Source organism: Streptomyces sp. NPDC051051 (assembly GCF_040682975.1).
Taxonomy (GTDB): Bacteria; Actinomycetota; Actinomycetes; order Streptomycetales; family Streptomycetaceae; genus Streptomyces.
Window position 1 is genome coordinate 64,935 of sequence record NZ_JBFBCB010000008.1, and the last position, 20,082, is coordinate 85,016.

Genomic DNA, 20,082 nt, shown 5'->3' on the forward strand with positions numbered 1-20,082 from the left:
CGTACCCCACACTGGGTGGCGGTGCCTGAGCCCTCGGAGCGTGGCCGATCCGTCCCCGGCGGGTCCCACACCCCCGCGGTTCCGCTCATCGCGTACGGGACGGACAGCGGCGAGGCCGCCGACTCCGCCCTCGAAGCAGCGCTGCCGCGCCTCTCGGCAGCGATCACCCTGGAGGTCGCCCCCGTGCAGACCCGGACCCTCACCCAGACCGACACGCGCACCCACGGCCCGGAACCGGACGGCGGGACGGGCGTCCTGGTCGCGGTCCCGCCGCAGAACCGTGTCGTGCGCCCCCCGGAGACGGCCATGGAAGCGGAGCCCGAGCCGGCCGACCCGGCACCCGAGGACCCGCCCGCCGGGGCGCTCACCGAGCCCCCCGAGCAGGCACTCGACCAGGCCCTCGAACCCGTCGAGACGCCCGCTCCGCGCTTCGTCGACACCTCCGGCCCCTCCTCGGACCTGTTCCGCCAGTACCTGCGCGAGATCGGCCGGATCCCGCTGCTCACCGCCGCCGAGGAGGTCGAACTGGCCCGCCGGGTGGAGGCCGGCCTGTTCGCCGAGGCGAAGCTGAGCGGCACCCCCGACGTGGACGGCGACCTCGCCCTCGACCTGGACCGGCTGGTCGTCATGGGCCGGATGGCCAAGCGCCGCCTCATCGAGTCGAACCTGCGCCTCGTCGTGTCGGTCGCCAAGCGCTACGTCGGCCGCGGCCTGACCATGCTGGACCTCGTCCAGGAGGGAAACCTGGGTCTGATCAGGGCGGTCGAGAAGTTCGACTACGCCCGCGGCTACAAGTTCTCCACGTACGCCACCTGGTGGATCCGCCAGGCCATGTCCCGCGCGCTCGCCGACCAGGCCCGCACCATACGCGTCCCCGTGCACGTGGTGGAGCTGATCAACCGCGTGGTCCGCGTCCAGCGCCGGCTGCTGCAGGAACGCGGCTACGAGCCCACCGCCGAGGAGGTCGCCGTCCAGCTCGACCTCGCCCCCGAGCGGGTCGGGGAGGTGCTGCGACTGGCCCAGGAACCGGTCTCCCTGCACGCCCCGGTGGGCGAGGAGGACGATGTGGCCCTCGGCGACCTCATCGAGGACGGCGACGCCGCCAGCCCCGTGGAGTCGGCGGCGTTCCTGCTGCTCAGGGAGCACCTGGAGGCGGTGCTGTCGACGCTCGGCGAGCGCGAGCGCAAGGTCGTCCAGCTCCGCTACGGCCTGGCCGACGGCCGTCCCCGCACCCTGGAGGAGATAGGCCGCATCTTCGGCGTCACCCGGGAGCGGATCCGCCAGATCGAGTCCAAGACCCTCGGCAGACTCCGCGACCACGCCTTCGCGGACCAGCTCAGGGGCTACCTGGACTGAGAGGGGGGCCGCCCGCCGGGCGGCCCCCCTCCTGCCTTCGGCGGACCCTAGTCCACCTCCGCGACCGCCTCGGCGAACTGCGCCTTGTACAGCCGCGCGTACGCCCCGTCCACCGCCAGCAGATCCGTGTGCGTGCCCTGCTCGACGATCGCCCCGTTCTCCATCACCAGGATGGTGTCGGCGTCCCGGATCGTCGACAGCCGGTGCGCGATGACGAACGACGTCCGCCCGTGCGCCAGCTTCGCCATCGCCTTCTGGATCAGCACCTCGGTACGCGTGTCGACGGAACTCGTCGCCTCGTCGAGCACCAGGATCACCGGGTCGGACAGGAACGCCCGGGCGATGGTGATCAGCTGCTTCTCGCCGGCGCTGACCCCGCTGCCCTCACCGTCGATCACCGTGTCGTAGCCGTCGGGGAGCGTGCGGATGAACCGGTCGGCGTGGGCCGCCCGCGCCGCCTCCTCGATCTCCCCGCGCGTGACCTCGCGCGAGGCGCCGTACGCGATGTTCTCCGCGATGGTGCCGCCGAACAGCCAGGTGTCCTGGAGCACCATGCCGATCCCGGCGCGCAGTTCGTCGCGGGACATCCGCGTGATGTCGACGCCGTCGAGGGTGATGCGCCCGCCGGTGACGTCGTAGAACCGCATGAGGAGGTTGACCAGGGTGGTCTTGCCGGCGCCGGTGGGACCGACGATGGCGACCGTGTGTCCGGGTTCGACGACCAGCGAGAGGTCCTCGATCAGCGGCTTGTCGGGGTCGTAGCGGAAGGACACGTGCTCCAGCGCCACCCGCCCGCGCAGTACCTCGGGCCGCACGCCCGGCACCGGATCGGCCTGCTGCTCCTCCGCGTCCAGCAGTTCGAAGATCCGCTCGGCCGAGGCGACGCCCGACTGGATCAGGTTCGCCATCGACGCGACCTGCGTCAGCGGCATCGAGAACTGGCGCGAGTACTGGATGAACGCCTGCACGTCACCGATCGACAGGGAGCCGGTGGCGACCCGCAGCCCGCCGACCACGGCCACCAGCACGTAGTTGAGGTTCGACACGAAGAACATCAGCGGCTGCATGATCCCGCTGTTGAACTGCGCCTTGAACCCGGCCTCGTACAGCGCCTCGTTCTGCTCGGCGAACTGCCGCGCCGACTCCTCCTGCCGGCCGAACACCTTCACCAGCGTGTGGCCGGTGTACATCTCCTCGACGTGCGCGTTCAGCCGGCCCGTGGTGCGCCACTGCTGCACGAAGTGCGGCTGCGACCGCTTGCCCACGCGCGCGGCGACGACCGCCGACAGCGGCACGGTGACCAGCGCGACCAGGGCGAGGATCCACGACACCCAGAACATCATCGCCAGCACACCGACGATGGTGAGCAGCGAGTTCACGAGCTGGCCCAGCGACTGCTGGAGCGTCTGCCCCATGTTGTCGATGTCGTTGGTCGCCCGGGACAGCACCTCGCCGCGCTGCCGCTTGTCGAAGTACGACAGCGGAAGCCGCGCCAGCTTCGTCTGCACGTCCTCGCGCATCCGGTACACCGTGCGGTTGACCGCCCGGTTGACCAGCCGTGTCGCCACCGCCATCAGCAGGCCGGCGACCGCGAACACCGCGAGCGCGAACAGCAGCACCCGGCCGACGGCGTCGAAGTCGATGCCCTGGCCGGGGGTGAAGTCGGTGCCGCGCAGCATGTCGGCGACATCGCCGTCACCGCGCTCGCGCATCGAGTCGAGGACCTCGTCCTTCGACGCCCCGGCCGGCATCTGCCGCCCGACGATGCCGGCGAAGACCAGGTCGGTGGCCCGGCCGAGGATCTTCGGCCCGACCACGCTGAGGCCCACGCTCAGCACGACGCAGCACAGCATCGCGTAGAGGGTGAGCCGCTCCGGCTTGAAGTGGGCGAGCAGCCGCCGGCCGGACGCCTTGAAGTCCAGCGTGCGGCTCTCCGGTCCCGTCCCGGCCATCATGCGCCCCATGGGCCCGGCCATCAGGCAGCCTCCGCTTCCGTGAGCTGGGAGAGCACGATCTCCCGGTAGGTCTCGTTGTCCGCCATCAGTTCCTGATGGGTGCCCTCGCCGACGACCCGGCCCTCGTCCAGCACGATGATCCGGTCGGCGTCACGGATGGTGGCCACCCGCTGGGCGACGATGACGACGGTCGCCTCGGCGGTCTCCCGGCCGAGGGCCGCCCGCAGCGCCGCGTCGGTGGCGTAGTCGAGGGCGGAGAAGGAGTCGTCGAAGAGGTAGATCTCCGGGCGCTGCACGAGCGTGCGGGCGATGGCGAGCCGCTGCCGCTGACCGCCGGACACGTTGGTCCCGCCCTGCGCGACGGGGGCGTTCAGCCCGCCGCCCAGCTCGCGCACGAACGCCGCGGCCTGGGCCACCTCCAGCGCGTGCCACAGCTCCTCGTCCGTCGCGTCCGGGTTGCCGTACCTGAGGTTGGTCGCGACCGTGCCGGCGAACAGGTACGGCTTCTGCGGCACCAGCCCGACCGTCCTGGCGAGCAGCGCCGCGTCCAGGTCCGCGACCTCGACGCCGTCGACGAGGACCTGCCCGTCGGTGGCGTCGAACAGCCGGGGGACCAGCCCGAGCAGCGTGGACTTGCCGCTGCCCGTCGAGCCGATGACGGCGGTGGTCTCCCCGGGCCGCGCCACCAGGTCGACGCCCTTGAGCACGGGCTCCTCGGCGCCGGGGTAGCCGAAGCCGGCGCCCCGGATCTCCAGGTGGCCGTGGCGCCGCAGGTCACGCACCGGCGCCTTCGGCAGGACGACGCTGGACTCGGTGTCCAGGACCTCCTGCACGCGCTCGGCGCACACCTCGGCGCGCGGCACCATCATGAACATGAAGGTGGCCATCATCACGGACATGACGATCTGCAGGAGATAGGCGAGGAAGGCGGTCAGATCACCGATCTGCATCCCGCCGCTGTCGATCCGGTGGGCGCCGAACCACACCACCGCGATCGACGACAGGTTCACCGTGGTCATGACCACCGGGAACATCAGCGCGAGCAGGTTGCCGGCCTTCAGCGAGATGCCGGTGAGGTCGGCGTTGGCCTTGCGGAAACGCTGCTCCTCGTAGTCGTCGCGGACGAAGGCGCGGATGACGCGGTTGCCGGTGATCTGCTCGCGCAGCACCCGGTTCACCGTGTCCAGCCGCGTCTGCATGGACCGGAACAGCGGCCTGAGCCGCCGCACGATCAGCGTCACGCAGATGCCCAGCAGCGGCACCACGGCGACCAGGATCGCCGACAGCGGCACGTCCAGGCCGAGGGCCATGACGATGCCGCCCACGCACATGATCGGCGCGGACACCATCAGCGTGAACGACATCAGGACCAGCATCTGGATCTGCTGGACGTCGTTCGTGGTCCGGGTGATCAGGGAGGGCGCGCCGAACTGGCCGAGTTCGCGGGCGGAGAAGGCCTGCACCCGGTCGAAGACGGCGGCCCGCACGTCCCGCCCGAGCGCCGACGCCGTCCGCGCGCCGTAGTACACGGCACCGATGTTGCAGACCACCTGCACCAGCGAGACGCCGATCATCAGGGCGCCGTAGGAAAGGATGTAATCGGTGTCGCCGTTGACCACGCCGTCGTCGATGATGTCGGCGTTGAGCGTGGGCAGGTAGAGCGTGGCGCAGGTCTGGAGGAACTGGAGCAGCACCAGCAGGACGATGGGTTTCTTGTAGGGCCTGAGATAGGTCCGCAGAAGTCGTATGAGCACGCTACGTCTCTCGGAGTCGGCGGGGCGCGGGGCACTGGTTGCCCCTGGCCCCTATCGTCCGGCACTCCACCGGTGTTACCTCAACCGATTAAGCCGACAGCGTTGTGCTATGAGGCCGCCCCGGTCCCGGCCCTACGAGCGGAACGCGGTGGGATGCGTCTGCTCCCGCACCGACACGTACTGCTGCCGCACGGCCTGCCCCACGGCCAGTTCCTCGCCCGGGTCCAGCACCTGCGCCGCCGGACCGGGCCAGGCCGGCGGAGTGCGCGGATCGAGCGTGCCCTGCGACACCCCGAGCGCCCAGGCGGCCTGCCGCGCCGCCCCGATCGCCGCGTAGTCCGCGGGCTGCGGTACGACGACCTGCGCCCCGAAGAGTGCGGGCGCCGCCGCCTGCACGGCCGGCAGCTCGGCCGCCGCACCGAGCAGGAAGACCCGCCGCACCTCGACGCCCCGGCCGCGCAGCACGTCCAGCGCGTCCGCGAGCCCGCACAGCATGCCCTCGAACGCCGCCCGCGCGAAGTGCTCCGGCTTCATCGACTCGCGCCGCAGACCCGTCAGGGTGCCCGCGGCGTGCGGCAGGCTCGGCGTCCGCTCACCCTCCAGGTAGGGCAGCAGCACCAGCCCGTGCGATCCCGGGGTCGACTTCATCGCCAGATCGGACAGCGTCTCCAGATCGGCCACGCCGAGCAGCTCGGTGGCCCCGCGCAGGGTCCGTACGGCGTTCAGGGTGGTGACGACCGGCAGGTGCATGCCGGTGGCGTCCGCCAGCGAGGTGATCATGCCGCTCTGGTCGACGAGGGCCGCGGGGTGCACGGCCATCACGGACCCGGAGGCGCCCAGCGACACGACCGCGTCCCCGAGGCCGATGCCCAGCCCGAACGCGGCGGCCATGGTCTCGCCGGTGCCGGCCGAGATCAGCAGGCCCTCCGGGGTCGTGCCCGCCGCGTCGGAGGGGCCGATCACCTCGGGCAGCATGGCCTGGTGACCGAGCGCCAGCTCCACCAGCTCGGGCCGGTAGCCGCCGATGGCCGCCGACCAGTACCCGGTCCCGGAGGCACCGCCGCGGTCGGTGGTGCGGCGCACCGGCCGCCCGAGGAGCTGCCACACGAGCCAGTCGTGCGCCTGGAGCAGCACGGCGGTGCGCAGCGCGGCGTCCGGCTCGTTCTTCGCCAGCCAGCGCAGTTTGGTCACCGGCTGCGCGGCCTGCGGCACGCAGCCGACCGCCTGCGCCCACGCCTCCCGGCCGCCGAGCGCGTCGATCAGATCGGCCGCCGCGACCTGCGCGCGCTTGTCGCCGCCGACCATCGCCGGACGCACGGTGCCGCCCTGCGCGTCGAGCGGCACGACCGCGTTCTGCTGCGCGGACACGCCGATCGCCTGCACGCCCTCGAGCAGCCCGCCGCCGGCCGCCTCCCCGAGGGAGAGCAGCCAGGCCTGCGGATCGACGTCGGAGGGACGGCCGGCACCGTCGGGACCCTCCACCGGGTGCGGTGCGTAGCCCTGCCTGAGCACGGCCCCTGTGTCCGCGTCGCAGACGACGATGCGAGTGAAATCGGGCGAACTGTCCAACCCGGCGACTATCCCCATGCGCAAAATTCTGCCGCACCGCGGGGGGTGACCGCGTCGGCTCGACACGCACGGGGGACTTTCGTCCGGCCGGGGCCCGCGAGCCCCGGCCGGTCCGAACGGGAGGCCCTAGGGATGACTGGTGCCCCAGTCGTCCGATCCGTCACTGTGCGCGTTCCGGTCCCGCAGGGAACGGACCCGGCCCGCGACCGACTCGGGCATCCGGTCCCCGACCTTGTCGCTGACCGCGTGGTACGCCTTGCCCGCGAACTGGCGGCCCTGCTGGGCCGCCGACTCCGCCGTGTTGCGCACGGCGGGGTTCTGCGCGACCTGCCGCGCGGACTTCTTCAGCTGTTCGTAGCGCTCCCGCCCGGCCTTCGTGCCGAGCACGTAACCCAGGGCGAGTCCGACGACGAACGTGAGCCGGTAGCGCATGACGGCCACCCTTTCCTCGTGTAGGTCTGCGGTGCGACATCGGTGCCGGAGGGAACCGATTGGCGGAGCACCCCCCTGCTTGCGCTAATGTATGTGTCGCAGCGAGCGTCCGCCCCCTGGCGAATACCCAGGTAGGGGCGTTCGATGCGAACGAGGCATTCCTCCGTAGCTCAATTGGCAGAGCAGCCGGCTGTTAACCGGCAGGTTACTGGTTCGAGTCCAGTCGGGGGAGCTCGGTCCTCCGTAGCTCAATTGGCAGAGCAGCCGGCTGTTAACCGGCAGGTTACTGGTTCGAGTCCAGTCGGGGGAGCATCGTGATCGAGGACCCTTAGGGGTCCTTTTTCATGTCGCCGGGAACCGGGCAGGTGACAGCGCGGCCCTCATGGTCATGCGGCATCGGACCAGGCGGAGCGTGAGATCGTATGAGCGGCTATGCTGCGGCAGACGGCGCGCACACGTGTACGCGACACGCCGCCATGGGGCGGTAGCTCAGCCGGTTAGAGCAGCGGACTCATAATCCGCCGGCCGTGGGTTCGAGTCCCACCCGCCCCACCATGCACTCCTGTGACCTGCGGAAACGTCTCATCTGGGGTGCGGATTCAGGGCGTTGGTCCACGGGGCTGAATCCGTTGCTCGTGAGTTCGACTCCGTTGCCATCGGCGTTAGTTGAGGTCACTCTGACCTGCGCAGACGTATCGGCCCATGGCTGGAGGATGGCGTCGTGGGTGGGCTGTGCGAGCGTCTGGACGTCGGATTCTGGACGCTGGCTGGACACGAGGATCCGGAAGTGCTGCCCAGGGACCTTCGAGTGGGCGGCCTGCCGGGCCGGCGGGGCACGGACGCAGCCCGAATGGGGTGCGGTCCGAGTTGGGACGCGAAAGCAGCCCGTACTGGAAACGGCCCAGAGAGGACCGACAGCGGGGCGGGAGCGGCCGGGCTGGGCGGCTCCCGTACATACAGCCGCCGGTCTTCTTGCTCATACCGCTGCTCCCGGGGCAGCGACGCCTACCGCTGAGGCGGCACGCGGTCCGCTGCCCAGGGCCGCCGAGCGCGTGCTGCGGGTGATCGCCGACGACGTGACGTGGCTCGACGAGGCCGACGCGGCCGTCCTCGGGTTCGTCGTACGGCGCGTCGCGGACGCTCCGATGTCGAGCACGACCTTGCCCGACAGTGCGGCGGCGGGAAAGCTCCCGGTAGGGAGCCAGCGGGATGCTCATCACGACCCGGTCACTGGCGCGGGCCGCCTTCTCGGGTGTCTCGGCGCGGGCTCGCTGGACGAGCTCGGCGGCCGTCTCTGCCAGGGTCTGGGTACCGCGGGATTTGGACAGGAGGACGTCGGCCGACCGCGATCGCGAGCCGGGCGAGGCTCGTGACGAACGACGGCCTGCTGTGCCCCGATCTCACCGCCGAGGTCTGGTTCTGTTCAGCAGCTCCCTGAGCCAGGCCGCCCTGACGACCGGTGAGAGCTATCCGGGCCAGGGGCGCCGCCTCCTGCGCATCTCCCTCGACCGCCTCAGCAGCCGCAACACCGCACCCCTACGGGTCTCGGTGGCAGGGAGTACAGGTCTCACCGCAGCGGGCGCTGTTCGCGCGAAGACGTCGGATCAAGAAGAAGAGACCGACCTCTTGCGGGAGGTCAGGGCTGGCCCGTTGGCCAACGATCCGGCCGTCGGCCATGTAGGAGAAGCTCATGGCCTGCACCGAGATCTTGTTGCCGAAGTGTCACCTGATGACCACCGGGTGACCGCCACCCGCCGGGCGTTTTGCCGGATCCCTGGAAACGATGGGAGACGTCACCGCGAGCAACCAGCCCCGAAGCATCGCGCGAACACCCGAACCGCGCTGGAAGGACGTGCAATGACCGCTACCGCTCCCAAGGCTCCGACTGCACCAGGGGTGCGGTCCTGGTGGGGGATCCCATACGCCACCGCCGAGCGGTATCGCCGCCCCGTGGTCGCGGACTTCGATCCAGACCGACCCTATGACCGCAAGGGCGTCGTCTCTGTCCAGCCTGACAGCGGCGACTGGCTCGAAGCGGACAGCGGGATGGGCGAGGACTGCCTGAACCTGAACGTGTGGGCCCCTGAGCAGCCGGCCGACAAGGCGCTCCCGGTGACCGTGTACATCCACGGCGGCGGATTCGAGTACGGCGCGAACACCCAGATCACCTCCAACGCCTCCGGTCTCGCCGCGACGGGGCGAGTGGTGGGCGTGTCGGTCAACTACCGGCTCGCCGAAGCCAGCAACCTCTGTCTGCAGGACGTCATCGCCGCGCTGACCTGGATCAAGCAGAACATCGCCCACTTCGGCGGCGACCCCGACAACGTCACCGTCTACGGCCACAGCGGCGGCGCCTATGCCACCTTCGGGCTCCCCGCAGCCCGCGGCGCCCTGGCGCACACCGCGGCGGGCGGCAACGCCCATCTCCTTCTGATCGGGCCCGCCGAGGGCGCGCCCGCCGTGCACGGCACCGAGATGGACGCCCTGGTCGGCCAGGAAAAGCCGGGCCGCAGCCCGGAACAGGCCGAGCGTGACACGCGTATCCGCGACATCGTGCTCGACTTCGCTACCGGTGAGCAGGTCCGTCTGTGGCCCGCTGTCGCGGACCGGCTCACTTCGGGGAGCGTCGGCAATCTGCCCTTCGAGGCCGGCGACCACTATCAGGCGGCCCTCGGCCTCTGGGAGAACATCGACCGTCCCTGACGGATACCAGGCGATACCGAGATATGCGACGGCGTAGGGCCACCACGGGCTGATCCCCCGGGTACCTGCGCCCGGAGCCTCGGCTCCGCCTTCACATCCGGGGGCGAATACGACAAGGAGCTCGGAATGAGCCGACCGACAGCAGCCGATGGCGCCGCACCGGCGACGATGCGGGCCGTCGTCGTCACCCGGCCCGGCGGCCTCGACGCACTGGAGATCCAGGATGTGCCGGTGCCCGCACGCAAGCCCGGCTGGGTGCGGATCAGGGTGAAGGCGTTCGGCGTCAACGAGTCCGAGGTCACCACCCGCAAGGGCGAGTCGGATGCGGAGGTCAGCTACCCGCGTGTGCCCGGCATCGAGGGCGTCGGCGTGGTCGATGAGGCCGATGAGGACAGCGGGCTGCGGCCGGGACAGCAGGTGGCCACGATGATGGGCGGCATGGGCCGCTCCTACGACGGCACGTACGCCCAGTACGTGAGCGTCCCAGCCGGGCAGGTCATCCCGTTCGAGTCCGGTCTGCCGTGGGAGGTCGTCGGTGCGCTGCCGGAGATGTTCCAGACCGCCTACGGATCGCTGACCACCGGCCTGGACCTCAAGGCCGGGCAGACGCTGCTGATCCGCGGCGGCACCTCCACGGTCGGGCTGAGCGCGGCCACGATCGCGAAGGACCTCGGAGCCACCGTCCTGTCCACCACCCGCAGCCCCGGTCGGGCCGGGGAATTGCGGGCCGCAGGCGTCGACCATCCCCTCGTCGACAGCGGCACGATCGCCGACCAGGTGCGCGAGCTGATGCCGGAGGGTGTCGACGCCGTACTGGAGCTGGTGGGCTGCTCGGTCCTCGCCGACACCCTCCGCACCGTTCGTCGGCACGGCACTGCCTGCTTCACCGGAGCCCTGGCGGGCCAGTGGACGATCCCCGATTTCAGCCCGTTCATGATCCCGGGCGGGGTGCGGCTGACGTCCTATGGCGGTCAGGCAGCCGACCTCCCGGCCGACGTCTTCGCCCACCAGCTCCAGGCCATCGCCGCAGGACGCCTCAACGTCCCGGTCGCGAAGGTCTACCACGGCCTGGAGCAGGTCCGTGACGCCCAGGCCGACGTCGAGTCCGGCACCACGCCGGGCAAGCACGTCGTCGTCCTGGGCGACTGAGACCTGGGCAACCGAGAAACGACAACCAACCACTCCCGATGTGCGAGGGCCGACAACGTAAGCGCCGGTGAGCACGAAATCCTGACACCGCGTGAGGCGCAAGGGGCGCCCGTGCCTGCCCCACCAGGCACCTGTTCCCCTGGCCAGGAGCTCTGATTCGTCAGCAGGATGCGCCCATGGGCAGCGGCAACGGCGGCCGGCACCGTTTCGGTAATGTTCGAGCAGGCTGCCGCCGGTCCGGGCGACCTCAGCGTGCTCGAGGGAAAAGCCGCTCGACAGCGGTCACCACCGCGGCGCGGCGGGCGGCGGTGGTGGGGTCCACGGCGTGTGCGGCGGCGGCCTCGCTGAGTTCGGGTTGTGACGCCCAGGTCGTGGCGATCTGGTTGACCAGGGCGAGGACGTCGGCCGGGTCCCAGGCGGGGTCGAGCTGTCCGGCCTGCTGCACCTGGCGGAGCAGGTCGATTTTGCGGGTGATCGCTGCCTGGGTGGGATCGGCGGCACCGGTAGCGGTGCCCGGTAGTTCGAGGCGGCCCCAGGTGATCAGGCGGTGGTGGTCTGGACGGGCGACGAAGTAGTCGAACAGGCGGCCCGCGTAGCCAGGGAGGTCGGTCGGGTCTATCTGGGTGGCCTCGGCGATGACGACATACTCCCGTGCAGCGACAGCGGCATAGAGCGCGTCTTTGCTGCGGAAGTAGGCGTAGACGCGTTCTTTGCTGGTCTTGGCGAGCTTGGCGATGCGGTCCACGCGGGCGCCGGCGATGCCGTGGCGGGCGAACTCCTCCATGGCAGCGGCAAGGATGCGCTCGCGCGTGGTGTCGCCGGCGGCGGCGGGAGCTGCGGTCTGGCCGGAGTCGCGGGACTGGGACATGGGCCCAGGATAGAGCACCGAACCGTTTGGTTTGGCATCCGGATGATTGGCGCGTAGGGTCAAACGGAACAGTTCGGTTTGGCCTCTGCGGGTGAAGCCGGCGAACCACTGAGGGAGTGAACTCATGCAGCACCGCAATCTGGGCTCTCAGGGCCTGCGCGTCTCGGCGCTCGGCCTGGGGACCATGGGCATGTCCATGGCCTACGGCGCCTCGAACGACGACGAAAGCCTCGCGACCATTCGCCGCGCCCACGAACTCGGGATCGACTTCTTCGACACCGCCGAGCTGTACGGCGCCGGTGCCGGCAGCAACGAGATCCTCCTGGGCAAGGCGGTCAAAGACTTCCGCGACGAGGTGGTCCTCGCGACCAAGTTCGGCTTCGACATGACCGCCCCGGCGCTCAGCCCCGGCTTCAACAGCCGCCCGGAAAACATCCGCAAGGTCGCCGAGAACAGCCTGCGCCACCTGCAGAGCGACCGCATCGACCTCTTCTACCAGCACATCTCCGACCCGGACGTTCCGGTCGAGGAGGTCGCCGGCGTGGTCGGCGAACTGATCATCGAAGGCAAGGTGAAGTACTTCGGCCTGAGCAACGTCGGCCCCCAGTACATCCGCCGCGCCCACGCCGTCACCCCGGTCTCCGTGCTCCAGTACGAGTACTCGCTCTTCGAGCGGGAGGTCGAGGAGGAGATCCTTCCCGTTCTGCGGGAACTCGGCGTCGGCCTGGTGCCCTACTCCCCGCTCGGTCGCGGCTTCCTCACCGGCCAGGTCAAGCCCGCCGGCGAATACCCCGCGGACGACATGCGCAGCTGGGACGAGCGTTGGCAGGGCGAGAACTACACGTACAACCTGCACGCCACCGAGCAGCTCAAGGACCTGGCCGGCACCGCGGGTATCACCGTCGCCCAGCTCGCGCTGGCCTGGCTGCTCGCCCAGGGCGAGGACGTCGCGCCCATTCCCGGCACCCGCAGCACCAAGCGCCTTGAGGAGAACGCCGGCGCCACCGACGTCCAGCTCTCCGCCACCGATCTGGCCCGCATCGCCGAGATCCTTCCCCACGGCTCGGCAGGCAGCCGCCTCCCGGCCGCGATGCTGTCCAGCTTCACCACCGACTGAACCGCCCCTCCACGCGGCCCGCACGGGCCAGTCGACAGCAGCCGGTGACGCCGCACAGGTGACGTGCGGGTCATCATCGTCAACCGGCCCGGCGGCCGAGAATGGTAATTCAACCGACTTGCCATCGCGGTGACGTCGAAGTTGCCTTCACGCGGTCCGTGCCGAAGTGAAGCTCGTACCCGATGAACGCGGCGTCCGAGTCGGCCTGACGATTACTGCAACTACACCCCGAAGAGCGGAACCCCTATGAGAATCCGACTGACCGCCGGAGCGACCGTCCTCAACGCAACCCTCGACGACAACGCGACGGCACGCGACTTCGCCTCGCTGCTTCCGCTGACTCTGCGGATGGATGACCTGTTCAAGCGCGAGAAGCACGGTCACCTGTCCCGGTCTCTCGCCGTGGGAGGCGAGCCGCGGTTCAGCTACGAGATCGGCGACATCGCCTACTGGTCACCTGGTCCCGACATCGCCGTCTTCTATGACCACGACGGCGAGTCCATCCCCGACCCCGGCATCGTGATCCTCGGGAAAATCGACCACTTGGGGGCCGATGCCCTCAAGAAGTACGACGGCGCGGTCGTCGCCATCGAGGCCATCGACTGAGACCCAGCCGGAAACCACCGAGATCTCGTCAACAAAGGGAGCGAGGGGGGAGAATCGGGGATTCGCCGCCCGCGAAGGCGGACGGGGTGAGGCCGGTGCGGTCGCGGAAGAAGCGGCCGAAGTTCGCGGGATCGGTGAAGCCGAGGTGCACGGCCACGGTCCGGGCATCCCATTGGGCGCCTCTCAGCAGGCGCCGGGCTTCGACGAGGCGCCGCTCGTCGATGAGTTCACGTACTCCCTTGCCGGTGGCGTCTTGGGCGGCGCGGCTGAGGGTGCGGACCGAGCAGCCGAGCAACTCGGCGTAGTCTGCGGCTTGGTGGAGTTCGCGGAAGTGCAGCTCCAAGGCGTCCAGGAAGCGCCGGTACCGGTCGGCGCGGCCCGCGTGGGCCGTGGCCGTGCCGATGGGGGCGATGCCCGGGGAGTCGGCCAGGCGCAGCAGCAGTGATTCGAGCAGGCTGCGCCGCAGGGCGTGGTGGATGGCGAGGGGGCGGCGCCCCAGTGCGCGGTGTTCGTCCAGGAGCTGGAGTGCCGTCTGCTGGAGCCAGGCGGTGTCGTCGGGGCGCGGGCTCAGCACGGCAGGGGCCTCGTGCGCGGTGAGCGGGGCCAGGAGACGGGCGAGGTCGGGCCGCAGCACGTCCGGTTCGAACAGGATGAACGGGCCGCGGGCCGCGCCGGGCGGATGCCAGCACTGGGCATGCCCCGGACGCACCCACAGCCACTGACCGGGCGCGACGGTCCACGTCACGTAGTCGACGTCGTGTAGCAGCTCACCCTCGGTGACCGCGATGAGGTAGTGGAAGGTGGCACGGCCCGGCCGGGGCGGGTTCCACGGCCAGTCGTCGTGCTGGGCGAAGAAATCCTCGACGGTACTCACTTCAAGACCGTAGGGAGTACCGACCGGGGGCTGGAAATCGTACAGCTGAACCGCAGCTGGTCCGGCCGTGCTTCCGCTCGGGTCGGGGTGTCGCTTGTCGACCATCACGTGTCCGCAGCCTACCGCCCTTCCGGTCGGCTGCGGCGGAAGGATGGGACGTGCCGGCGCGCCCGCGCGGCGCGCTCCGCGCCTTCTGCGATGCCGCAGCCCGTCACCACCTGAGGAGGCTCACCACCCATGAATGGATCGGCCTTGCACAAGACCGCCGCCGACTGCGCGGAGGAACTCCCCGGGGCCCAGCTGGAGCACCCCTTCGGCCCCGACTGGGAGGTCTACAAGGTGCGCGGCAAGGTGTTCATGCTGATGACCGACGTCCCGGGGCGGCCTGTCGTGATCCTCAAGGCGGACCCCGGAGAGGCCTACGCCCTGCGGGAGCAGTACAGCCACATCTCCCCCGGCTACCACATGAACAAGAAGCACTGGATCACCCTGGAGAGCGGAGAAGGCGTCGACGAGGAACTCGTCAGGGAGCTCGTCACCGACTCCTATCGTCTCGTTGTCGCTCACCTGCCCAAGGCCGAGCGGCCTGTCGACCCGCACACCTACGGCACCGGCACGCGGGGGGCCCGGTGAGCGCGGCGGGTGAGCGGCTCCAGGGCACCGCCCGCCGGGCGGCCCTGGCCCTCCCCGACGTCAGCCACGGCTACCCCTTCACCCCGGGACTCGACGTGTACAAGGTCGCGGGGAAAGTGTTCCTGATCGTCACCGACGACCCGGACGAACAGATCATCACGGTCAAGTGCGAACCCGAACACGCCCGCGCGCATGTAAGCGGCTACCCCTCGATCTCACCGGGCCGCTACCTCGACAAACGCCACTGGATCTCGCTCGGGCCTGGCCCCGGCATCACCGAGCGGCTGGTCACCGACGCGGTCGAAGATTCCTACGACCTGGTCGCCGAGCGGCTGCCGCGACGCGACCGCCCCAGTGCCCGATGAGCACCGCGAGCTTCCCCACGAGCGGCTGAGCCACACCTGTCAGTGCCCAGTGCCCAGTGCACGGCTCACCCCGTCCGCTTCCGCATGGTTTCGAGAGCCTCTCCTCGGCTGGGAAGAGGGTCCGTGAACCGGGTGAGCGTGCCCATCCGGGACGCGTTCTGGACGCAGGTTGGACACAAGGATCGGAAAAGACTGACAAGGGCCGAGAAGCACTGAGGCGCCATACCGCGTCTGAGCTGGGGAAACGGCCAAGATTGGCATTGATCGACAAGGGCCGCCAAGATCCTCAAAGGACTCATAATCCGCCGGCCGTGGGTTCGAGTCCCACCCGCCCCACTCTGCACGGCCCCCGGCCAGAGGAAACGTTCCCTTGTCGCGGGCGGAGCACCGACGTGGGCCGAGCGTCCCGGCGGCCGGCCCGAGCAGCCGTCAGCGCTGTCGGTCTTCCTCGCTCGGGCCGTCGGTGGCGGACGCGACACGGGGCCGTACCCCCGCCGGGCAAGGGCCGAACGGCCCAGTGACCCTGGACCGTCCGGCCCCGGCCCCGCCGCCCCGGCCGGAGGGACCATGTCGGTGAAGGCGAGAAGTCCCGGGGGCCGTCCGGCCCTCCGATCGCCGGCACGCCGAAGCAGGTGAGTGGCGATGATGTTCTGGTACGACCACGACGTCGGCGGGTGGGGCTGGTTCGCGATGTCCACCGGCATGATCCTGTTCTGGGCCTTGGTCATCACGGTCGTCGTGCTGTGCATCCGCGCCCTCGACAGCCCGCGGCAACACACCCGCACCCCGGCCCCGCCCACCCCGGACGACATCCTCCGGGAGCGGCTGGCCCGCGGGGAGATCGACGAGGAGGAGTACCGGCGCCGCCTGAGCGCGTTGCACGCCGGCCCCCTCACCAAACCCTGAGACCCGGGCCCGCGCGGACGCGGGCCCGGACCCCGCACGGTGGTGTCGTCAGCTCTTGCCGAGGAGCTTGTTCATCTCCTCGATCTCGGCGTTCTGCGCGGTGATGATGTCCGCGGCCATCTCCTTGGCCGGCGCGTACCGGCCCTTCTCCTTCTCCGTGGTGGCCATCTCCACGGCCCCCTCGTGGTGCTCGACCATCATGGTGAGGAACATCGAGTCGAAGCCCTTGCCGGACTCCCTCATCAGCTCGTCCATGTCCTCGGTGTCCATCATCCCGGGCATGCCCGGGTCCGAGGACCCGTCCGTGCCGTGCATCGAGTGGTCCATGCCGGGCATGGAGGTGGGCACGTCCTCACCCCACGCCTTCAGCCACCCGGACATGGTCGTGATCTCCGGGTCCTGCGCCTTCTCGATGCGTGCGGCGAGGTCCTTCACCTTGCTGGAGGAGGCGCGGCTCTCCGCCATGCGGGCCATCTGAACGGCCTGCTCGTGGTGCGGGATCATGCCCTGCGCGAAGGACACGTCCTGGTCGTTGTGCGCTTCGGCGGTGGTCGCGGCGCTCGCCGGGGCCGACTCCCCGGCCGCGGAGCCGGCGCCGGCTCCGGAGTCGGAACCGCCGTCGTCGCTGCCGCAGGCGGCGAGGACGAGGGCGGCGGTGACGGCCACCGTGCCGAGCGCGGCGCGGCGGATCAGGGAACGAGTGCTGGTCATGCGGGAACTCCTGCGGTGTGCGAAGGGGCGCGCGAAGGGCGCGGGACACGGCGGAGAGCCGTACGCCTGCCCGCCGCGATACGCGCGGCGGCGGCGACACGGCTCGGAACCGGCCTATATCCGCAGGAGTTGCAGCTCGGCGAGGGACGGAGGCGCGCGAGCGCCCTCCGGTCCGGTCGTCGTGGACGAGCGGCCGCCCACCGGTTCCCCCGCCCGACCGGTGGGGTCGAGGGCCGGCACGGGAAGGAGCGGGCCCGCGCCGACGGCGCCCGAGGAACACGTCGGATCGGCATGCTCCGCGTGCCCGCGGCCGTCACCGCCGCCGTGGCAGAGGTGTGCGGCACTCACCACCGTCGGCTCCGCGTGCTGCGCGGCGGCGGAGTGGGGGGAGCCCCAGGGGGGCCGGGAGTGGGAGGAGGACGAGGAGTGGTGGCCGGTGCCGGTGGATCCGCCCGGTGCGAGGCCGTGCATGCCGATCAGGCCGACCAGCAGCCCGAGCACCAGCAGCGCCGGCCACCACCCCGCGGGTGATGACGCTCGGAGGTGCTCTGCACGGGCTGTCACAGCCCTCATGCTACGCAGGCCCGCCGGCTCCGCCGCCGCAGGAGCGGTCCGTTGGGCCGACTGCGCGACTCCGGGCCGCCGGAGCCCTTCGCCGTCGGTTCCCCCTCGTCGACCCCGCAGCCGTTCGGGTCGGCGACCGGAGAGGCGGCCGCACCCAGGCGACGGGCGCTCGGACGGGACAGGAGCCCGGGCCCGGCGACGTCGGGGGGATGGGCGTCCGGTTTCGTCAACACGGCCGGTGGCGGGGGTGGTTCACTTGCGGTCGGTGCCCGTGACCGGTCCGTCTCCCCGTATGCCGAAGGAAGCCGTTTCGATGACTGCCCCTGCGCCCGTACCGCCTCCCCCCGCCACCCCGCCGGCTCCGGCCGCCGGCGCCCGTGCCCCCTCCCGGTGGGTCGCGCCGCTGGTGGCCGCCCTCGTCGCCGCCGGTGCGGGCCTCGGTATCGGCTGGCTCCTGTGGGTCGGCCCGGGCGGCGCGGCGTCCGGCACCGGGCTCGACGACGCGGCGGCCGATGCGGCGGGCGCCTGCGAGGCATGGGAACGGGTCCCCGCGTTGAGCAAGGTGTTCGGTGACGACGACAACGCCTCCGAGGCCTTCTACAACCGTGCCGGCGGTGCTGCCGCCCTGGCCCACTCCGCAGCCAAGTCGGACAGCCGCTACGAGGCTCTGGACAAGGCTCTGCAGGACATCACGAGACGTCTGCAGACCTTCGACGTGAAGGGTGCCGGGGCGGTGGCCGCCCACGAGAAGGTGAGCACCCTCTGCGCCGGGCTGGACAGCTGAGAGGAACCTCCTCCCCTTCGGCCCGAGTGGCGTTCGGGATCAGGGCCCCGCGGCCGGTGACCCGGTCGGTTCCTCGGTGCGGTGCGGGGCCGTCGGCGAAGTCGGGCTCCAGGCCGAGTCCGGACTGCCGGAGCAGGTTCGGAGGGCGTCGTGACGGTGGACCGCGGATCCGCGGGCGGCACGACGGCACCTGTTCGGGCCATCCGCGCGAACCCCGGGGAGGACGTCGGGGCCGGGTCCGCGGCCGTGCGGTCAGGGGCAGGCCGGAAGCCAGCCCTGCTGGACGGCCCGGACGCCGGCCTCGAAGCGGCTGCGGGCGGCGAGGCGGTCCATCAGTTCGGAGGCGATCCGCCGGGCCGTGCGGTGGGAGACCCCGAGCCGCTTGGCGATCGTCTCGTCGGTGTGGCCCTCGGCCAGCAGTCTCAGGGCGGTCGCCTGCTGGCCGGTGAGGCCGTGGGGATCGGTGGGGACGACCTCGCCGAGCGGCTGGGCGGCCTCCCAGGTGGTCTCGAAGAGCGCGCACAGCGCGGTGAGCGTGCCCTGCCCGGTCAGCAGGACCGCTCCGGCGGCGGTGTCGTCGCTGCTGACCGGGATCATGGCGATCCGCCGGTCCATGAGGATCATGCGGGTCGGCAGGGAGGGGACCGTGCGGACCCGGCCGCCCAGCCCGGAGAGCCAGGTGGCGTGTTCGACGGTCGGCCGGTGGGTGCGGACGCTGTCGAGGTAGATCGTCCGCATGCGGACCCCGCGGCCGAGGAGGTCCTGGTTCAGCGGCCGGGACGCGGCCATGTTCTCGGCGGTCTGCGGCCCGCCCGGCGCGAAGGCCAGGAACTCCTCCGTCACCTCACGGGTGAGCACCGCCAGCCGGTCGCGGATCTGGTCGAGTCCGACGAGCTGTTCCACCCCCGGGTGACTGGCGTCCGGTCGGAGTTCGGCGTACTCGGATATGAGCTGGGCCGCGGCCGCCCGGGAGGCCTCCAGACGCTGCTGGTGAGCCGCCAGTTGCGCTTGCTGGCGGGCCATCAGGATCTCCATGCCGATGTCGGGGGAGACCGCGCGGAGCCGGCCCGCGTCCCCGGCGGCGGGACGCACCAGAGCCAGTTCGCTCAGCGTGTCGAGGGCGTCGCGCACCTCCTCCTCGGGCAACCCCACCTCGGCGGTCAGCGCCGTGACGCCGGCCGCCGGCTCTCTGAGCATGGCGCGGTACACCGTCTCCGCGACGGTGTCGAGTCCGAGTGCGGTCAACATGTGGCCCCCATTTTCTGCACGACACGTCCCTGATTCGAACAAGATCTTCGCAGACAGGTGAGGCTCCGTCACGGGGAGAGAGCGGGAGGCCGGAACGGGCCCCGGCCTCAACCGGCCACGCCGGAGGGGCCCCTGGGGGTTCTCCGCTTGCGACCCTGGAGCGCATGTACCTTGTGCACACGCATCTGGAACTGCCGTACGGAGAACGACTCCCGCACGACGTCAAGGTCCTGGTGCGATCAGCAATTCTCCCCGGTGACCGTGTCGAGCACGTCGCCGTGCACCCCCGCTCCTCGTCCACGCTCACGCTCGGCTTCTACGTCGTGGCCGGTGCGCTCGACGAGGCGGAGGAGCGGGCCGTCCGGGTCTGCGGCCGACTGCGTGACGCCGTACCGCAGTTGGCGGCGGCACGGCTGACCGGCGCGGGGGTACCGCTGCTGCCGTTGGCGTTCGTGCCGCAGCCGGTGGACTGAAACGGCCGCCGTGGA

The 20,082-nt window shown here is 70.8% G+C and carries 19 protein-coding genes and 3 tRNA genes; 13 read left to right on the forward strand and 9 right to left on the reverse strand.

All coding sequences use genetic code 11. The features are described from left to right. Positions 1–21 precede the first annotated feature (21 nt). On the forward strand, positions 22–1,356 hold the full coding sequence (locus AB0N31_RS08745; protein WP_366057670.1) for an RNA polymerase sigma factor: 1,335 nt from the start codon (positions 22–24) through the stop codon (positions 1,354–1,356). 47 nt (positions 1,357–1,403) lie between these two features. Here AB0N31_RS08745 and AB0N31_RS08750 read toward each other — a convergent pair whose 3' ends face one another. The 4 genes from AB0N31_RS08750 to AB0N31_RS08765 all read right to left on the reverse strand — a co-directional run bounded on the left by AB0N31_RS08750 (position 1,404) and on the right by AB0N31_RS08765 (position 7,066). Beyond that, positions 1,404–3,332, reverse strand: coding sequence for an ABC transporter ATP-binding protein (locus tag AB0N31_RS08750; RefSeq protein WP_366057671.1), 1,929 nt, complete (start codon positions 3,330–3,332; stop codon positions 1,404–1,406). Beyond that, a complete protein-coding gene (locus tag AB0N31_RS08755; protein ID WP_366057672.1) occupies positions 3,332–5,065 on the reverse strand; it encodes an ABC transporter ATP-binding protein in 1,734 nt (577 codons plus the stop codon). Before AB0N31_RS08755 ends, AB0N31_RS08750 begins: the two co-directional genes overlap by 1 nt. Positions 5,066–5,197: 132 nt before the next feature. After that, a complete protein-coding gene (locus AB0N31_RS08760; protein ID WP_366057673.1) occupies positions 5,198–6,652 on the reverse strand; it encodes an FGGY family carbohydrate kinase in 1,455 nt (484 codons plus the stop codon). A gap of 108 nt (positions 6,653–6,760) precedes the next feature. Next, positions 6,761–7,066 (reverse strand): YtxH domain-containing protein, encoded by a 306-nt coding sequence (locus AB0N31_RS08765; RefSeq protein ID WP_366057674.1) that lies wholly within the window; start codon positions 7,064–7,066, stop codon positions 6,761–6,763. Between the two features lie 159 nt (positions 7,067–7,225). On the opposite strand from AB0N31_RS08765, the gene AB0N31_RS08770 reads away from it, so the two are divergent. The 5 genes from AB0N31_RS08770 to AB0N31_RS08790 all read left to right on the forward strand — a co-directional run bounded on the left by AB0N31_RS08770 (position 7,226) and on the right by AB0N31_RS08790 (position 10,918). Then, positions 7,226–7,298, forward strand: a tRNA-Asn gene (locus AB0N31_RS08770). A 5-nt stretch (positions 7,299–7,303) separates the two neighbouring features. After that, a tRNA-Asn gene (locus AB0N31_RS08775) sits at positions 7,304–7,376 on the forward strand. Between the two features lie 168 nt (positions 7,377–7,544). Further along, a tRNA-Ile gene (locus tag AB0N31_RS08780) sits at positions 7,545–7,621 on the forward strand. Positions 7,622–8,923: 1,302 nt separating this feature from the next. Then, a complete protein-coding gene (locus tag AB0N31_RS08785; RefSeq protein ID WP_366057675.1) occupies positions 8,924–9,769 on the forward strand; it encodes a carboxylesterase family protein in 846 nt (281 codons plus the stop codon). Between the two features lie 126 nt (positions 9,770–9,895). After that, a complete protein-coding gene (locus tag AB0N31_RS08790) occupies positions 9,896–10,918 on the forward strand; it encodes a zinc-binding dehydrogenase (RefSeq protein ID WP_366057676.1) in 1,023 nt (340 codons plus the stop codon). 247 nt (positions 10,919–11,165) lie between these two features. On the opposite strand, the gene AB0N31_RS08795 is transcribed toward AB0N31_RS08790, so the two are convergent. Next, positions 11,166–11,786, reverse strand: a complete 621-nt coding sequence (locus AB0N31_RS08795; protein ID WP_366057677.1) for a TetR family transcriptional regulator — start codon at positions 11,784–11,786, stop codon at positions 11,166–11,168. 124 nt (positions 11,787–11,910) lie between these two features. Here AB0N31_RS08795 and AB0N31_RS08800 point away from each other — a divergent pair, with 124 nt between their 5' ends. Both AB0N31_RS08800 and AB0N31_RS08805 read left to right on the forward strand, forming a co-directional pair. Continuing rightward, complete coding sequence (locus tag AB0N31_RS08800) at positions 11,911–12,903, forward strand: aldo/keto reductase (protein ID WP_366057678.1); 993 nt, start codon at positions 11,911–11,913, stop codon at positions 12,901–12,903. 246 nt (positions 12,904–13,149) lie between these two features. Next, complete coding sequence (locus AB0N31_RS08805; protein WP_366057679.1) at positions 13,150–13,509, forward strand: cyclophilin-like fold protein; 360 nt, start codon at positions 13,150–13,152, stop codon at positions 13,507–13,509. A gap of 28 nt (positions 13,510–13,537) precedes the next feature. Here the strand turns inward: AB0N31_RS08805 and AB0N31_RS08810 are convergent, their stop codons facing one another. Further along, complete coding sequence (locus tag AB0N31_RS08810) at positions 13,538–14,383, reverse strand: AraC family transcriptional regulator (protein WP_366057680.1); 846 nt, start codon at positions 14,381–14,383, stop codon at positions 13,538–13,540. A 237-nt stretch (positions 14,384–14,620) separates the two neighbouring features. On the opposite strand from AB0N31_RS08810, the gene AB0N31_RS08815 reads away from it, so the two are divergent. From AB0N31_RS08815 to AB0N31_RS08825, 3 genes are all read left to right on the forward strand, one after another. After that, positions 14,621–15,016: an MmcQ/YjbR family DNA-binding protein gene (locus AB0N31_RS08815; protein ID WP_267020049.1), complete on the forward strand. Its 396-nt coding sequence runs from the start codon at positions 14,621–14,623 to the stop codon at positions 15,014–15,016. Beyond that, positions 15,013–15,381 carry an MmcQ/YjbR family DNA-binding protein gene (locus AB0N31_RS08820; RefSeq protein WP_354735551.1) on the forward strand — a complete coding sequence of 123 codons (369 nt, stop codon included), beginning with the start codon at positions 15,013–15,015 and terminating at the stop codon, positions 15,379–15,381. Before AB0N31_RS08815 ends, AB0N31_RS08820 begins: the two co-directional genes overlap by 4 nt. Before the next feature lie 642 nt (positions 15,382–16,023). Beyond that, complete coding sequence (locus AB0N31_RS08825) at positions 16,024–16,287, forward strand: SHOCT domain-containing protein (RefSeq protein ID WP_366057681.1); 264 nt, start codon at positions 16,024–16,026, stop codon at positions 16,285–16,287. 48 nt (positions 16,288–16,335) lie between these two features. Here AB0N31_RS08825 and AB0N31_RS08830 read toward each other — a convergent pair whose 3' ends face one another. Beyond that, entirely contained in the window at positions 16,336–16,998 is a 663-nt protein-coding gene (locus tag AB0N31_RS08830) for a DUF305 domain-containing protein (RefSeq protein ID WP_366057682.1), read from the reverse strand. Between the two features lie 114 nt (positions 16,999–17,112). Next, positions 17,113–17,562, reverse strand: a complete 450-nt coding sequence (locus AB0N31_RS08835) for a DUF6153 family protein (protein ID WP_366057683.1) — start codon at positions 17,560–17,562, stop codon at positions 17,113–17,115. A gap of 313 nt (positions 17,563–17,875) precedes the next feature. Between AB0N31_RS08835 and AB0N31_RS08840 the strand changes: the two genes are divergently transcribed. Beyond that, entirely contained in the window at positions 17,876–18,346 is a 471-nt protein-coding gene (locus tag AB0N31_RS08840; protein ID WP_366057684.1) for a hypothetical protein, read from the forward strand. 252 nt (positions 18,347–18,598) lie between these two features. Here AB0N31_RS08840 and AB0N31_RS08845 read toward each other — a convergent pair whose 3' ends face one another. Continuing rightward, positions 18,599–19,594: a helix-turn-helix transcriptional regulator gene (locus tag AB0N31_RS08845; RefSeq protein ID WP_366057685.1), complete on the reverse strand. Its 996-nt coding sequence runs from the start codon at positions 19,592–19,594 to the stop codon at positions 18,599–18,601. Positions 19,595–19,758: 164 nt separating this feature from the next. Between AB0N31_RS08845 and AB0N31_RS08850 the strand changes: the two genes are divergently transcribed. Continuing rightward, a complete protein-coding gene (locus AB0N31_RS08850) occupies positions 19,759–20,067 on the forward strand; it encodes a hypothetical protein (protein ID WP_366057686.1) in 309 nt (102 codons plus the stop codon). Positions 20,068–20,082 lie beyond the last annotated feature (15 nt).